Here is a 16,535-nt window from a genome sequence, read left to right on the forward strand (position 1 = left end):
CTCTCACTACTAATCTCAGTGCTCTTCAGCAGGATTCACAATCACTTCATGTTCCGATGGCTTTTCTGATGAGTTATGAACTACCTCAGCACCATCCAGAGGTTTTGATGAACCCCAGTCTTCCGGTGGCGATGGTTCTTTACCGGACATAATTTCTTGTATTTGTTTGAAATCTATAGTTTCGTATTTAATTAAGCTTTCAGCCATTAAATGCAACTTATCCATATTCGAAACCAGAATTTCTTTAGCTCGCTTATAGTTTCTATCAATGATTGCGCGTACTTCATCATCAATTTGTTGCGCTGTCCTGTCTGACATTTCTTTATGTTTATTCATTGAGCGACCTAAGAATACTTCCTCTTCTTCTTCGCCAAAAGTAAGCGGTCCCAAGGTTGATAGCCCCCAGCTCGTGACCATTTTACGCGCTATTTCAGTAGAACGCATAATGTCATTCGATGCTCCCGTGGTCACACTTTCCGGACCAAAAATCAGCTCTTCAGCAATTCGACCACCAAATAAACTGGACAATTGACTTTCCAGACGACGTTTACTATGGCTGTATCTATCTTGCTCCGGTAAAAACATGGTTACACCGAGAGCACGACCACGTGGAATTATAGAAACTTTATAAACAGGATCATGCTCAGGTACGCTTAAACCAACAATCGCGTGACCAGCCTCATGATAAGCAGTCAATTTTTTCTCATTATCATCCATCACCATGGAGCGTCGTTCAGCCCCCATCATGATTTTATCTTTTGCTTTATCTAGCTCGATCATGTGCACTTTACGCTTATTAGCACGCGCAGCAAATAAAGCGGCTTCATTCACAAGATTTGCCAAATCGGCCCCTGAGAACCCTGGAGTACCTCGAGCAATTGCCATAATGTCAACATTGCCATCTACTGGAACTTTTTGTAAATGGACTCTTAATATTTGTTCTCGGCCACGGATATCTGGTAAAGGAACGACAACCTGGCGGTCAAATCGGCCCGGGCGCAATAATGCAGGGTCCAAAACATCCGGACGGTTTGTTGCGGCAACAACAATAACACCCTCACTGCCTTCAAAACCATCCATCTCCACGAGTAATTGGTTTAACGTTTGTTCACGCTCATCATGACCTCCGCCAAGACCAGCACCACGATGACGGCCTACAGCATCAATTTCATCGATGAAAATAATGCAGGGCGCATGTTTTTTTGCTTGCTCAAACATATCACGAACGCGTGAGGCACCCACACCAACAAACATTTCAACAAAATCAGAACCTGAAATTGTAAAAAATGGTACTTTAGCTTCACCTGCAACAGCACGAGCTAAAAGAGTTTTACCTGTTCCAGGAGAACCTACTAATAAGACACCGCGGGGAATACGCCCACCCAGGTTCTGGAATTTGGTAGGGTCGCGTAAGAAATCAACTAATTCTTTAACTTCCTCTTTAGCTTCGTCTACACCAGCAACGTCCGCAAAGGTCACCTTAACTTGGTCTTCGCCGAGTAAGCGTGCACGCGAACGTCCGAAAGACATTGCACCTCGACCGCCCCCGCCTTGCATTTGGCGCATGAAGAAAACCCAAACACCAATGAGTAGCAGCATTGGGAACCAGTTAATAAATAAATGGAGAAGGAAGCTTTCTTGTTGCTTTTCTTGGCCACTTACATCGACTTTGCTTTTCAATAGCTCACCTAGCAAAGCATTATCTTGCATAGGCATGTATGTGACAAAGCGCTTATTATTTTTAGTCATCCCTTTGATGATTTTATCATCCTCAATGGTGACTGAATTAACCATACCTTGATCGACTTCTTTCAAAAATTGGCTGTAAGAAAGTTTCTCAGCAACCGAATTTCGAGGGCCGAAATTACTGAAAACTGAAACAAGCACTATCGCTATAATCAGCCACAAAAATAAATTCTTAACCATGTCGTTCAAAGTATTAACCCCGTTAGTACGTACAGCTTTATTTTATGATCGAATGCTTAGATCATAAAGTTACTATAAATTGTATCCCTTTGCCAGCAAATAGGTTTCTTTTGAGCGAGCTCGAGAAGCTAAAGGCTTTCGAATCACGACTTTTTCAAAAGAAGCTCTTGCCTGTTTTACCAAATCATCAAAACCTACCCCATGAAAGATTTTTATCAGCATGGAACCACCAGGTTTTAACATTTTCTCTGCAAAATCAAAAGCCAATTCCACCAAATACATGGCGCGTGGAATATCAATTGCAGTAGTACCACTCATATTTGGGGCCATATCTGACAATAACAAGTCGACGCCGCGTTCTGGAATTAAATCCATTAGTTTTTGCAACACTTCATCTTCTCGGAAGTCACCTAGAATAAAATCAACATCGGGTAAAGCATCCATAGGCAATATATCCAAAGCAATGACACGTCCGCGTCCTTGTAATCGCTCAGAAACATACTGAGTCCATCCGCCGGGAGCTGCCCCCAGATCAACTACAGTCATCCCAGGTTTGAGTAATGACTCCTTTTCGTCTACTTCTTTTAATTTGTATACGGCGCGACTGCGGTAGCCTTCTGCTTGTGCTTTTTTTACATAAACATCATCAAAGTGCTCTTGCAACCATCGTTTACTGCTTTTAGTACGCTTCATAAATTTATTTATGAGTATCAATTTGACCTATGATACTGAATTTCACTACCTTTTCCCAGCAAAACGTGCAATAATTTACCATTTTATCATTCAGCCTCCAAAATAATTGTATTATTTGGCGTGTATTAAGGAACATTACAGTGGATAGTTCACTCAAAAAATCGCTTAAAGCCCAAGCACATCATTTAAAACCTGTCGTACTTCTTGGCGCCAAAGGATTAACTGAAGCCGTTATTGCGGAAACAAACATTGCATTGCTTTCACATGAACTAATCAAGGTGAAAATTAACGGTGCAGAAAAGGAAGACCGACAACTCATGGCAGGTGAGCTATGCCAGCAATTACAGGCAGAACTCGTACAAATGATTGGTAACACAGTGATTATGTATCGTAAAAATGAAGAGAAACATAAGTGACAGAACTGCGAGTATTGTATACACTAGATTTTATTGTTTAGCAAAACACATATTCCCTTCAAAATCCAATCCCTAGATTCATCGTGAAGGTGCGGGCAAATAAGGGTTATTAAATTATCGTATGGCCTATGATATTAAAATACATTCCAAATGCTCTGACATTATTGCGTCTTATGTTAATCATTCCTTTCATATTTTATTTGTACAATCATGAGTACACTATTGCTTTTTATTTATTTATATTAGCAGGATTAAGTGATGGTTTGGATGGCTTTTTAGCACGGAGTTTTAACTGGCAAAGTTTTTTTGGCTCATTCGTCGATCCACTCGCTGATAAGTTATTAATTGCTTCTAGCTTCATCTCTTTAGCCTTAATTGGTGTATTGCCCTGGTGGTTAGTCATTTTAGTATTTCTCAGAGACTTAACGATTTCCTTAGGGGTGCTTGTTTGGTATCAATTTATTCGTCGCAAACTGGATTTTCAACCCACATTGCTCAGTAAAATAAATACGGCATTACAGTTAACGCTGGTCACCTCCTGCTTATTTGAATTAGCTTATTTTGAATTTCCTCCCTATCTCCTTAATGCCCTGATCATATCAACAACATTTACTACGGCGATTACTTACCTTGATTATATGTGGACGTGGGGCAGAAAAGCATGGCCCAAAAAAGAACCATCATAATGAACAAGCAATTAGCACTCGCAATCAAATTAAATGATGAAGCAACCCTTGTTGATTTCAATTGGGGCTCCAATAGACTACTGCAGCAACAATTACATAACATGCTCGCCCACGGAGAAGATCGATTACTTTATCTTTGGGGCAATGCAGGTTGTGGGAAAACTCATTTATTACAAGCATGTTGCCAAGCCGTTAATGCAACACAATCTGCAATCTATCTACCCTTATCTCTCCTGAAAGAATGGGGACCGCAAACCATAGAAGGGGTAGAGGAACAAGAATTAATCTGTATTGATGATATAGACATTATCGCCAAAGATCCTGAATGGGAAGAGGCTTTATTTCATTTATATAATAAAATCAAAGACATGGGAAAAAGCACTTTAATCATTTCTGGAAATCAATCACCAACCACTGTTCCCATTCAGTTAGCGGATTTACGGTCTAGATTAAGTTGGGGTTTAGTCATTCAATTAATGGAATTAAATGACGAAGATAAAATTAATACGCTTAAACTGCATGCATTAAAACGTGGATTTGATTTACCAAACAGCGTGGGACAATTTCTCCTAAATCGATGCTCGCGAAATATGCATGATTTGCAAAACTTACTTAATCGCTTAGATGATGCGTCGCTTGCTGCACAACGAAAAATAACGATCCCTTTTGTAAAAGATATCTTGAATATTTAATCCCAGAAATAACGCCAATGTTTAGGAGGAAATGGACGGCAACAAATTATCAACGATATTTTGTACATAACACCACCAGATCCTAGATACAAAAACATCTGCCTTCATCTAAGTTTTCCCCCTTAACAGCAATCGAAGTCAATGAATCTGGTTTAAGAAAGGAATAATAGTTAGCACTAGCCCGTGTCGCCATCGCTGTACCTTGTGGTACAGGATCGTCATGGACCATTTGCTCGTCAACACCAACACGATGCTCCAACCGAGCAAGCCTATCTGCTAACCTTGAGGCGCTGATTATTTTCTTTTCTAAATTATCTAAATTTTTTGTTTCCTTACTTATCAAGTCCTTATCACATAATTTCTGTACGTTTTCTTCATTTAGACCAAACCAGCTACTTACTAACTTATTTAGTCCAGGGCGTTCAACACACCAATAAACACTCAATGCGGCGATGCCTACTAAAGAACTAAAAATAATGACCGGCCAAAAAGCCGGAATCATTGAACTGACAAATAGACCTGAGATAATCATTGCTACTGATTGCCCTGCAAAAAAACCACCGCCAAAAAAGAGTATTGCAGACGCTCCTGAAATGAGTGCTTTGGCCAGTTGCATGTTCTCATTATTCAGTGCTTGCTCAAATTGCTTGCTGGCCTCTGTAAGCGATGTAAAACATATTTGTAACATGGAAATTATTTGCTTTAGTTCTTGCAAATCACATTGAGGATCCGCAAAGTCATAATCATCGACCTTCTCTCTTATGAGTTTAATCATCTGCAATTGCAACACGTATGCATCTAATAATTTATAAGCCTCACCCAGCTTAACTCCCAGAGCATTCGATACTTTTACTAAATCAAATCCACAAAAAACAACTACGGAAAGGAATGAAAATATAAATCCAGCACCGAGAATCACCGATGTTGACACCTCAAAAATACTCAACATCGTGACGATACCATCAAACCCCTGACATGCAGCGACCAAGATTCCTGCCGCTGTAAGTAATCCAAATTGGATTTTGTCTGCCACCGACTCGCTTTCGTCTTCTTTAGGCAGTTTGATACCATCCCCACCCATAGAAACAAACAAATCGTGCAACAGCTCTGTACGCAAAGAGACAAAAATAAACTCTATTCTTTGCTGTTCCTCTTTTGTCCTATGAGAATGGTTTAATTGCTCTTGATTGAGCCAGTAGATCAACGTAGCAAGATCAATAGACGAAGCAATAGAGGGCAGCTCATCTTGATGAACACCGGAGGCTAACAAATATTTTCTTATCAATTTTTGAGAACGCGGGCTGATTACAATGTTCATTTTTTCTCATTATTGAAGCCTAGATACTTTATAACCCGGATTAGCGCAACAAAATCGGGCTATAAAGCTTACATGAAACCAGGATTTCACTGTGCTCATCCAGACTAGAATTTTTTTTAACTTTATGGCCTTGCAACACCCAATAGTACAATAAAAATCATATATATGAACACAGTTTATCCAATTTATATTAAAAAACTCCTTGATTTATAAACACTTTCCAAGAACAAAATTGAAAAATACCTGCCTTTTTTGATTAACTTATAGCCATGAAGTATAATTAATGTACTGGCATTGACTGAGGGAGCAATCATGAAAAAACTGGTTATCGCAACATTAGTGTTTGTGCCGACACTCCTGTTAAGCGGTTGTTATGTCTCTTCTTATCCAGGAGGTTATTATTATTCTGGCTATTCTCCAACGTACTACTCAAGCTCTTACTATCCAAGTGGTTACTACTACTCTGGATGGCGGCCTCACCGTAATTGGGGCTACTGGGGTGCACATAGGTGGAACACCAGTTGGCATGGTGGTTGGAATCGTGGCTGGCATGGTGGCGGTTGGCATGGTGGCGGCTGGCATGGTGGCGGTTGGCATGGAGGTCGTGGCCACTGGCGATAAAATTAAATTCTCTTAATTTCGTCATCCCGAGTGCAACGAGGGATGACGGAGTGGTTTATGCACCCTAAATTTGCTAGAGAAAATAGACTCACCTTCATTCCTTACTCATATATCACAAGGTAGCATCTCTTCATGAGGCGCTATTTTACTTATGACTGTATCATAAAACACCTAGATACAGAGTATTCTGTCCCTTGCGCCTCTTGATGCAGATCAGTCTTTTTTAGCGCAATATAACGACTTAATCGTGGCGATAATAACCACATAAACAACGCAATAATTAAAGTGACAATACCAATACATGCAAATACATGAGTATAAATCATTAATGATCCAACCCCTGGTTTAATATGTTCAGGAAGCGCTGTATAAGAAGCGACTGTAGCGCCAATAAATCCTGCTATTGCAGAAGTTAAAAACCACATTCCCATCACAAAACCAACGATTTGTGCCGGTACTAACTCCGCTACCATTGCAACACCAAGTGCGGAAACCAACAACTCACCAAGACTCTGAAACAGATAGCTTATGATTAACCACCAAGAAGAAACCAGCCCCTGATCCGTATAAAAATAACGCGCAAAAAAGAGCATTAAAAAGCTCACGCCACACATAGTCATTCCTAAAGAAAATTTATATGGGATAGAAAACTGTATGCCTTTTCTATTGAGGAAATCATAAAAATATGCCAAAACAGGACTCATTAATACAATCCAAATAGGATTTAACGCCTGGAAGCTTTGTGCATCAATAGTGATGCCAAAGAAAACAGGAATGACGTTATGTACTGCAAATAAATTTAACGAGGTTGGCATTTGTTGGTATAAAGTAAAGAAAATGATTGCTTCCAACATCAAGGCTAAAGCGACCAGCATCCGCATCTGTACAATTTTACTTTCTTTACGTGTCATCAATAGGTAATAAGCAATTACCGCAATAGTAATAAACCAAAATAAATTCTTAGCAAGCATTACATGCTGCAATAAATGTGCAGAGCACTCAGTAAGAATGAATATGCCAATTAATATCATGAGCCATTGGGATACTGAAACGCGCCGCTTATCAGCATCCGTATTGATGTGTGCCACAAATTGACGTTGCACTCCATAATTGGCCAATCCGATTAACAAACCGATTGCACTCATCATATAAGCATACGAATAACCATAGCGGCTAGAAATAGCTGGGCCTGCAAATAACGCAATCATACTTCCCAAGTTGATTGCCATATAATACAAAGTAAAACCGCCATGCAAACGAGGATCATTTTCTTGATAACACTTAGCAAGCAAATTCGATGGATTTGCTTTAAATAAACCGTTCCCTACACAAATTAAACCCAGCGCAAAGAACACATGTTCTTTATCAGTAATTGCTAAAGAGAAGTAACCTGCCGCCAAAACAATAAGACCAAGAACTATGGTGCGCTTGGTGCCTAATACCCTATCTCCTAAATATCCACCTACAACCACCATGCCGTAAACTAGAGCTGAATAAGCACCAAATGTATAATAAGAAATCGTATCACTGTAACCCAAATAGCGAATAAAATATAAAGTCAAAATCCCTTGAACAGTATAAAACCCAAACCGCTCCCATAACTCCAACATGAAAATCATGTGAAATGCACGGGGTTGCTCGCGAAGTATATTCACCATGAGTTCTCTTCCTTTGAGGTGTAAGATTTTAAATTAAAGGAGTTTTTAATTTTTTGCAATGCACTTTAGACTAAAAAGAGCAAATGGATCCAAATACATCAATAAAGTTGATTTTTGTTGAAAAAACAGGTTCTGACTCATAAAATCGATGGTTTAACCACTAAACTCATACCGAGATTGCTGCTCACTTGCCTGTTGAGGAGCAAGAGTATCCTTAGGGGCTTGAAACAGAGGACCAGTACTTCTTAATGAGTGGTCGATATCTTTAGGCGGCACTATTTTTAACATGTCGCGTGCATTTTCTTTGCTGCCAAAAAAATACTCAAGCATGGAATCAGTTGAAGGTTCTTGAGTATGCTCATAGGTCTCAGTAAGATCTCCTGTGGCACTGTCGCCAGCTCCAAATTTGCTGCGAACCCACCCCACTAGCACTTTAATCAAAGGTATTGCCACTCGAACAACAAGAAATGCCAACGAAAGAACGGATATTGCTGTTAATATTCCTAAGCCTGCCAGCGGGAAATAGAGCGATACAATCAAACCAATCAGCGCTACTGCAGATAAACTAAAACCAACTCCTTTGTTTATTATTTGCGAAAAATTAGCATCCTTAAATTTCTTATTTAAATCCAATTCCTTTAACTTAAGCTCAAGTAGATATTTTTTTTGTGCCTCAAAATCTTCATTAAGCAAGGCAATCTGCTCACATAGCGAAATAAGCTCTGATGTTGTAGCACAATTACCTAAAGCGGTTTTCAATCCAGGCACTTTTTTCTGCAGCACCTCCATTTCAGCTTCAGCATGAGAAATCGCTTTCTTAATCGCTCTTTGTGCTTTACTCAATTGATAGTATTCAGAGATTGTTTTGCCTAATAAAAATAAACTCAGGGCCAAAGAGATTGAAGTTGCTGTAAAGGCAATTGCGATGGCTACGGCAGGTACCGCGATAGACGTGATGCTCAGAGCCAACGCTATCCCAGAAAAGAACCACTTCGCATTATTTTCCGGAGTCACAGGAGCTTTTGTACCTAAGAGATGACAAGTAAGATACACAAACGGAATAAGTAAGAAATCTACTGTAGCAATAAAAATTGAGCCAATACCTAAGCCCAACGTTAGGGACTCAGTAGGAGGAATATTCTGAAAGGTTCTAACTGAAGAACCAATCTGCATCACGGCCTTGCTTGAATCACCCGTAGTTTTGATGACTTGTGATACTAAGATTACTTTTTTTGAAACCTTGTCGAGATCGAGCGTAGAAATCGAAAGCTCCGCATCATAATCGATTGGATGCTGTATTTTCTCAAGAATTACAGTTGCTTCGTGCTTTTGATTAGCAATCTCAAATTCTGTCACTATGACCACTAATAGCTCATTTTGGCAAAAAGATATAATATACTATTTCTCTGAATTTGTGCTAATTTTTTTTACAATATAAACGAGAACTTGCTAATCCGATGTAAATTCAACTATATTTCACATAGATACTAAATAAATGCGATAAAAAAAAACATTATGTCTAAAAAAGCCCTTTATTTGGCAGGTGGTGGCGCTCGAGGCGCCTATCAAGCGGGTGTCCTGAAAGCAATTGGCCATATTTTGCAAGTTAAAACGTTACCTTTCGAAATGGTCAGTGGGGTAAGCGTAGGGAGCATCAATGCGGCAGTACTTGCAGAAAACGCCGATGACTTCCCAACGGCTCTTGATAAACTGGAAACAATTTGGAGTGAAATTCATTGCCACCAAGTCTATAGAGCCAGCAATTTAGCGTTAAGTAAATCTGTTGTACGTAATATGAGTACAATGATGATTAAACAACGACAGGCAGCTCATCTACTCGATACCACACCACTGCGAGAAATGATTGCAGATGGACTTGACTTCGGCAAGATCGCGCAAAATATAAACGACGGATACCTCCATACTTTAGAAATCATTAGTAACTGTTATGAGACCCGTCAAACGGTTTCTTTTTATGAGCACAACAATCCTGAGTTCACTGACTGGAATTATCCACGACATGGCAGCAAGCGTGTTAGTTTCCAGGCAGAGCATATTTTAGCGTCCAGTGCCTTACCTCTGTTTTTTCCAACAGTTTTGCTCGATGGCTTTCATTATGGGGATGGTAGTGTGGGCCTAGCCGCCCCCCTTCGAGGTTCCGTGCGCTTCGAAGTGGATAAAATTCTGATTTTGGGGACTCGGGCGTTGCCTGCATTTGTTGAGCAAGAAAATTTGCGTAATCATGATGACATTCCTTTTTCACATATTTTTGGAAATATGTTAAACGCACTTTTCTTGGACAACCTTGAGCGCGATATTGAAATGGTTAATCGGATGAACGAAATTGCAATGCTTTTGTCGATGTGGAAAAAGCGCCGCTCTCCATGGCGTCCCATTACTACCTTGCATTTACGTCCCAGCAAAGATCTCGCTCCTTTAGCGCAAATACATTTTAAAGCCTTGCCATCATTGCTTAGGTACCTTCTCAATTTCCTTGGAGAAAAGAAACATTCTGGAGATTTGTTAAGTTTTGTGCTGTTTGAACGAGACTATACAAGAGAATTGCTAGAGCTAGGTTTTCAAGACACCATTAATAATGCTAAAGAAGTGATCGCCTTTTTTGAATAATTTTTCTTAACACCCTCTTTTGCTATGCGCTACGGAACAACAAAAAATAGCAGACATTTTCGAAAGAGGGCTATCCTTAATCACGTTTTAAGTAATTTTCTAACTGTTCAGCCGACATTGGTTTATTAAAATAAAAACCTTGGAATTTATGACAATTATGCGATTCTAAATATTCCAATTGACTGGAAGTCTCAACACCCTCAACGACTAAATCCAAATGCAAATTGCTCGCCATATCAATAATTGCTTGCAAAATCACTCCATCTGAACGGTTAAAATTAATATTTTTGATAAATGATTGGTCAATTTTTAATTGATCAATTGGCAGTTTATTCAAATAATTGAACCCAGAATTACCCATACCAAAATCATCCAGGACAATGCTTACACCAAGTTTTTTCAAGTCATTAATTGAATCAATAACATTTCCTGCATTGATAATGACATTTTCTGTGACTTCCACTTTCAGATATTTGGGGTTTAATTTACTGGTTTTTAATATATTTTTAATCATGCTTACAAAATTAGGTTGTATGAATTGCTTCGTTGCAATATTTACTGAAATAGGAAAGGGGGAAATTCCTTTATCTTGCCAAGCCTTATTTTGAGCACACGCAGTCCTAATCACCCATTCGCCTATCGGTACAATAAGACCTGTTTCCTCTGCAAGAGGTATAAACTCCATAGGTAATACAAGGCCCTTTTGAGGATGTCGCCAACGAATCAAAGCCTCTACGCCAATTAACGTCTGACTCTGGCTGTCGTATTGTGGCTGATATTCTAAAAAAAACTCATTTTCAATGAACCCACGACGAAGATCGGATTCTTTTTCCAATCGGCCAATGCATTTCTCTTGTAATTCAGCAGTATATAATTGAAATTGATTCCCACCTAAAGCCTTTGCCCGATACATCGCCAGATCAGCATTATGTAACAGTTCTTCAACAGTTGAACCATCCTGAGGATAAATGCTGATGCCAAGGCTTGCAGAAATGATAATGTCTTGCTGAGCAATATGCAGACTTTTATTGATCGTCTCTAAAATTTTTTGGGCAATATGAGCTACCTGTTCAATTTTATATACTTCTGCTGAAATGAAAATAAATTCATCACCACTTAAACGGGCAATGACGTCTTCTTCTCTAGTGACTTCAGAAAGACGCTCAGCGATTCGTTTCAGTAAGATATCACCTGACTCATGGTTAAAGCTGTCATTGATGAGTTTGAACCGATCAAGATCGATAAAAATCACTGCAAACATGGAATGATTTCTTTTAGAGCTAGCAATTTCACGCTTAATCCTATCCACCAGCAAAGTGCGATTGGGTAAATCAGTTAAGCTATCATGGGTTGACTGGTATTCAAGTACCGTGAGCGTTTTCTGTAAAGAGTCCGTGCGTTCTTCAACCGTTTTCTCCAAAATTTTCTCGCGATTTTTTGATTCTTGCATCAAGCGCCATTTTTTAGTTAAAGAACAGGCCACTTGGCGTACTGAAATACTATCGAAAGGTTTTTTGAGAATTAATAAATTATCACTGAGTCCCAATTCCGCTACTGTTTCCTCCCAGGTATAGTCAGAATAAGCGGTGCAAATCACAATCTGTGTTTCTTTGTCTAAAGCCCAAATGCGTTTAATGGTTTCAATACCATCTAATCCAGGCGGCATGCGAATATCAACAAAAGCTAAGGCATAAGGAGCTCCCTGCGCTATGGCCCGTTGAATATATTGAATTCCTTCTTCTCCTTGAGAAACACAGTCTATTTGAAAGGCAGGAAGATCGATTGCAGCTGATTTTGATTTTTCCGCATCGTTTGCCAAATCCTCTCCAAAAACCAGCTGATTGAGTTTGTTAATCCCTGTCGTTGATTCTTTCATTTTTAAGATTTTTTGAAAATCAAGATGAATGGCAGGATTATCATCAATAATTAAGATCTTAAAATCGTTTTGTTTATCCATTTACTATGCTCCTCTCATCTTTTCAGCACGCTTGCTTTGCGATTAGGTAAATAAACGGTGAAGGTAGCACCCTTTTCATGACCTTCGCTTTGCGCAAAAATTTCGCCGCCCAATTCATTAATAGCAAGAGCAGAGGCATGAAGCCCAAATCCATGGCCCGATTTTTTTGTTGTAAAACCAAAAATAAAAATTTTATTTAGATTGGCTTTGGCAATCCCAATGCCATTTTCAGAAAACTTGATTTCAATTTTGTCTTTATTTACCAAACTGGTTTTAATTATTAGCGTTTTATTTGGGTTTGATGACTCAAGTAACGCATCCTTTGCATTGGAAATGAGATTGCCAAGCACTTGAAACAATTTAATTTTATCAACCTTAACGGAGTTTAGGTCACCATATTCCTTTTTCACCTTAATTTCGGATTGTAGATGAATGCTTGATAAGAGAAGCGTCTCGTCAATAAGATCGTTAATAGAAATAATCTGTTCAAAACTATCTACTTTAATCACATTTTGTTGAGTAGATATGATGTTTTTAATTAGCCCTACATTTTTAGATATTTCTTTTAACTCGCCTACCTCCAGTTCATGTTCTTTACTCCAGCACTGGGCCAATTCATTAATATATGCGACAACATGAACACCGCGCGGATCTTGGGTAAGAAACTGTGGTAGATCCTCTTTATGGGTGTTAAATAGCTCCGCTAATTTTTTTATATCTTTTAAAGGAGATGAGTTTTGGCTAGCGATCATGGTTTCAACGGAAATATTAACCGAATTGAGCACATTACCCACATTATGCAAAACTGAAGCTGAAATCTCCGCCATGCCTAATTCACGTGCTTGTTCAAATTGGTGTTGATTTCTAGCTTCTTTATAAGAAGAGGCCAAAAAAGCAATGCCTAGAATCACCATAGTGACTGCAGCAATGATAATTGCCAAGACGGTTTGATTAAGCCCTTGATAGCTGTCGATACTGATGGGCTGACATAGAGGGGTAAATACTGATGCAGCCATTCCAGTATAATGCATCCCACAAATCGCAAACCCCATCGTGATTGCCGATAGCGCTTTAATCCGATTTCTTAATTTTAAAATGACTGTATTGCTTTTTAGAGCAAACCAAATCGCAGCTACCGAAGCGAGAATAGCAACAAGGAGCGACAACAAGAATAAGCTAGGCAAGTACGCAATATTTAAGGAAATAAGCATTGCTGCCATACCAGTATAGTGCATAGACGCAATCGCTAACCCTAAAATGAAACCACCGGCAAGGAGATGGACAATATTAATTATTGATTTTTTTAATAAAAATAGGGCAAAACAAGAGGCCAAAATGGCAACAAAGAGTGACAGGATAGTCCATAACAAATCATATTTTAAAACAAGGCCAGGAATTGTGAATGAGAGCATACCAATAAAATGCATAGACCAAATCCCCGAGCCCATCGCAATGGCCCCACCCAACAACCATAGCCTGACCTCTTTTTTTGTGTTACTGCGATCTCTTAAGCGGCCAGTTAAATCAAGCGCAACATAGGAGGCCATCATAGCCACGAAAAAAGAGAGAACAACCAATTTTGGATCATAGATACCTAGGAGCTGATTAGGTGGCAAGGCATTCACTTGAAAAAAGTCAGTATACATTTCCCTTGATACTCTTTATATTTTGTATAAGTGTAGCAGGATTTTATATTAAATAGATTGAATAAAGTGACTGAAAAATCGACCAAAATTACCAAAATAATCCTTTTCTATTTAATTATCGCCATCAGTCTTATTGTGTATTTTGCTTTTCATCATAGTGCAGTCAAACTAGAAAGTGGTGTTTATCTCAATCAACCCCAGACCGTCACGCATTTTGAGTTTATTGATAATCATGGGAATTTATTCACAGAAACAAAATTAAAAGGTCATTGGTCTTTATTATTTTTTGGCTTTACCTCCTGTGCCATGATTTGTCCGCTTACTATGCAAACGCTAAATCAAACATATGGACGTCTGACCACAACCAAAAGGCCACAAGTGATTTTTATTTCGGTTGATCCTGAACATGATTCTTTGCAGCGGCTCAATCAATTTATGCATCAGTTTAACCCACATTTTATCGCACTCAGAGGTGACATGCCGGCAATAAATACCTTGCAAAAACAGCTGCACGTTACAGTCTCAACCACACCTATGAGTCATGGAACAGAAATTGTGCTCATTAATCCAGAAGCAAAGATCCAAGCCTATTTTCATTATCCTATTAGCCCAAAAACATTGGCAGCAGATTTGCAGCGCTTGATGCATTAACAACGCAGAACCCGGGTTACGGCTTCACCTTCACCCAGGCTATAGTGGTTTATATCTCTAAGAAACGACTTAGGTACGCAACAACGTCAGCACTTCTTCAGTTTCAGGCATAATTCCATTCCAAATAAAAAAAGCCTCGGCTGCTTGTTCAACCAACATTCCTAAACCATCTACTGCATCACAATCTGATTCTCTAGCGTATTGCACAAAAGCGGTCGCGCTGTGCTGTTTGTAAGACAAATCATAACAAAATGGCTTTGCTGACATGCATTCGTCGGGTAAGGCAACGAACTCACCCACCAAACTCGCCGAAGTAGCATTAATCACTAAATCAAATTGCCCCTCAATTTCATCAAAACTCAAACATTGTGTTTGTGGAAACGCACGTTGAAACTCCTCTGCTTTAGCTGAGGTACGACTGGCTATAATCAGTTCCGCAGGATGGTTTTCCAATAAGGGAGAAACTATTCCACGTGCAGCCCCCCCTGCGCCTAATATCAATACCCGCTTGCCGTTTACTGAGAGATAACGACTCAAATCGCGAATCAAACCAATACCATCGGTGTTGTCTGCATGCAATTGGTTGGCTTGCATCCATAAAGTATTGGCCGCTCCAGCTTGTTGACAGCGAAAACTGCTCTGCTGTGCCATTGCAAAAGCTCGTTGTTTGAACGGCAAAGTGATATTGAGACCCTTGCCATCTTGAGCAAAAAAATCAGATACTAGCAGTTCAAAGGATGGATCATCTGCCTTAATTTTTTCATAAGTCAGTTGTATGTTCACTTGTTTGGCAAAAGCTTGATGGATTACCGGAGATAAACTATGCGCAATAGGATTACCAATAACTGCAAAACGTTGGGACACCTTACTCTCCTATTTGGGTTAATTTGTTGCTTTATTGCCAATACCGTTACAGCGAAAAGCCTATCAATTAATGTTTATCTTAAATTAAAACCAGAAAATCATATCAAAGCATTGATCAAAGAATTGAATCAATATCTAGCACAGCAAGGATTATTTGCTGCGTATCAGATTACACCTTATTTGCAGCAGCATCCGCTGCACATTACCTTATATCTGGCAGACTATAGCCCCCAAAAAATTCCTGCCATTCTTAGAACAACAAAGGAATTAGCCAAGCAACAGAAGCCTATTCTTTTTTCCACCGCAGAATTTATTCCTAGCCGCAGTGGTTATGTCATGTTGACGGTACGCCATGATAAAACAATACACGAATTAAGCAATAAGACATTAAATGTCTTAGCACACTTTCGTAACCCACACGCAAGTATTCCCGCCTGGGCTGCTCAGGATCCTGAACGACAAGCTCTTTTTCGTCAATACGGTAGCCCAAGTGTGCTAGACTACTTTAATCCACATTTCTCTATTTTTTCTGCAGAGTCTTTAAATACACAACAGAGTACTTTTTTATATCAGCAACTGCGCAAGTTAATTCACCAATTTAGCCAATCCCATCAAACACAAATTGAAGAACATGTTGATGCAATAGGAGTAGGGATAGCCGACACACACGGACAAATTGTCAAGGAATTAGCAGTGTTTACTCTAGAGCCATAAGATAAAAAGCTAACTTTCCTTGAAAAAAATCATATTGCTACAAATAATTAAAGGAACTGAGTCTC

15 protein-coding genes are annotated in these 16,535 nt (G+C 39.2%); 7 read left to right on the forward strand and 8 right to left on the reverse strand.

Going from position 1 to position 16,535, the window contains the following annotated elements:
* Positions 1-15: 15 nt before the first annotated feature.
* Complete coding sequence (gene ftsH, locus BGO44_RS14070; protein WP_058511618.1) at positions 16-1,926, reverse strand: ATP-dependent zinc metalloprotease FtsH; 1,911 nt, start codon at positions 1,924-1,926, stop codon at positions 16-18.
* Between the two features lie 72 nt (positions 1,927-1,998).
* Positions 1,999-2,619 (reverse strand): 23S rRNA (uridine(2552)-2'-O)-methyltransferase RlmE, encoded by a 621-nt coding sequence (rlmE, locus tag BGO44_RS14075; RefSeq protein ID WP_058511617.1) that lies wholly within the window; start codon positions 2,617-2,619, stop codon positions 1,999-2,001.
* A gap of 140 nt (positions 2,620-2,759) precedes the next feature.
* Here rlmE and yhbY point away from each other — a divergent pair, with 140 nt between their 5' ends.
* The 3 genes from yhbY (at position 2,760) to hda (ending at position 4,413) form a co-directional block, all read left to right on the forward strand.
* The gene (yhbY, locus tag BGO44_RS14080; RefSeq protein ID WP_058511616.1) at positions 2,760-3,035 is read left to right on the forward strand and encodes a ribosome assembly RNA-binding protein YhbY; all 276 of its coding nucleotides are present in this window, start codon (positions 2,760-2,762) and stop codon (positions 3,033-3,035) included.
* Positions 3,036-3,163: 128 nt separating this feature from the next.
* Positions 3,164-3,721: a CDP-alcohol phosphatidyltransferase family protein gene (locus tag BGO44_RS14085; RefSeq protein ID WP_058511615.1), complete on the forward strand. Its 558-nt coding sequence runs from the start codon at positions 3,164-3,166 to the stop codon at positions 3,719-3,721.
* Entirely contained in the window at positions 3,721-4,413 is a 693-nt protein-coding gene (gene hda, locus BGO44_RS14090) for a DnaA regulatory inactivator Hda (protein WP_058511614.1), read from the forward strand. The genes BGO44_RS14085 and hda overlap by 1 nt, the downstream gene beginning before the upstream one ends.
* A gap of 82 nt (positions 4,414-4,495) precedes the next feature.
* Here the strand turns inward: hda and BGO44_RS14095 are convergent, their stop codons facing one another.
* The gene (locus BGO44_RS14095) at positions 4,496-5,731 is read right to left on the reverse strand and encodes a hypothetical protein (RefSeq protein WP_273200248.1); all 1,236 of its coding nucleotides are present in this window, start codon (positions 5,729-5,731) and stop codon (positions 4,496-4,498) included.
* Between the two features lie 312 nt (positions 5,732-6,043).
* Here BGO44_RS14095 and BGO44_RS14100 point away from each other — a divergent pair, with 312 nt between their 5' ends.
* Positions 6,044-6,352, forward strand: a complete 309-nt coding sequence (locus BGO44_RS14100) for a hypothetical protein (protein WP_273200250.1) — start codon at positions 6,044-6,046, stop codon at positions 6,350-6,352.
* A gap of 149 nt (positions 6,353-6,501) precedes the next feature.
* Here BGO44_RS14100 and BGO44_RS14105 read toward each other — a convergent pair whose 3' ends face one another.
* Positions 6,502-8,010 carry an oligopeptide:H+ symporter gene (locus BGO44_RS14105; protein ID WP_273200252.1) on the reverse strand — a complete coding sequence of 503 codons (1,509 nt, stop codon included), beginning with the start codon at positions 8,008-8,010 and terminating at the stop codon, positions 6,502-6,504.
* Positions 8,011-8,163: 153 nt separating this feature from the next.
* Positions 8,164-9,375 carry a hypothetical protein gene (locus BGO44_RS14110; RefSeq protein ID WP_273200253.1) on the reverse strand — a complete coding sequence of 404 codons (1,212 nt, stop codon included), beginning with the start codon at positions 9,373-9,375 and terminating at the stop codon, positions 8,164-8,166.
* A 150-nt stretch (positions 9,376-9,525) separates the two neighbouring features.
* Between BGO44_RS14110 and BGO44_RS14115 the strand changes: the two genes are divergently transcribed.
* A complete protein-coding gene (locus tag BGO44_RS14115) occupies positions 9,526-10,638 on the forward strand; it encodes a patatin-like phospholipase family protein (protein WP_058511610.1) in 1,113 nt (370 codons plus the stop codon).
* A 76-nt stretch (positions 10,639-10,714) separates the two neighbouring features.
* On the opposite strand, the gene BGO44_RS14120 is transcribed toward BGO44_RS14115, so the two are convergent.
* Both BGO44_RS14120 and BGO44_RS14125 read right to left on the reverse strand, forming a co-directional pair.
* Positions 10,715-12,595: a two-component system response regulator gene (locus BGO44_RS14120; protein WP_068310949.1), complete on the reverse strand. Its 1,881-nt coding sequence runs from the start codon at positions 12,593-12,595 to the stop codon at positions 10,715-10,717.
* Positions 12,596-12,609: 14 nt separating this feature from the next.
* Entirely contained in the window at positions 12,610-14,241 is a 1,632-nt protein-coding gene (locus BGO44_RS14125) for an MHYT domain-containing protein (RefSeq protein ID WP_273200255.1), read from the reverse strand.
* Positions 14,242-14,307: 66 nt separating this feature from the next.
* Between BGO44_RS14125 and BGO44_RS14130 the strand changes: the two genes are divergently transcribed.
* Positions 14,308-14,892 carry an SCO family protein gene (locus BGO44_RS14130; RefSeq protein ID WP_273200257.1) on the forward strand — a complete coding sequence of 195 codons (585 nt, stop codon included), beginning with the start codon at positions 14,308-14,310 and terminating at the stop codon, positions 14,890-14,892.
* Positions 14,893-14,961: 69 nt separating this feature from the next.
* Here the strand turns inward: BGO44_RS14130 and aroE are convergent, their stop codons facing one another.
* Entirely contained in the window at positions 14,962-15,756 is a 795-nt protein-coding gene (gene aroE / locus BGO44_RS14135; protein WP_273200258.1) for a shikimate dehydrogenase, read from the reverse strand.
* On the opposite strand from aroE, the gene BGO44_RS14140 reads away from it, so the two are divergent.
* The gene (locus BGO44_RS14140; protein ID WP_273200261.1) at positions 15,715-16,470 is read left to right on the forward strand and encodes a 2'-5' RNA ligase family protein; all 756 of its coding nucleotides are present in this window, start codon (positions 15,715-15,717) and stop codon (positions 16,468-16,470) included. The genes aroE and BGO44_RS14140 overlap by 42 nt on opposite strands.
* The last annotated feature ends 65 nt before the right edge of the window (positions 16,471-16,535 follow it).

It is taken from the genome of Legionella sp. 39-23, assembly GCF_001897665.1.
GTDB classification, from domain to species: Bacteria; Pseudomonadota; Gammaproteobacteria; order Legionellales; family Legionellaceae; genus Legionella; species Legionella steelei.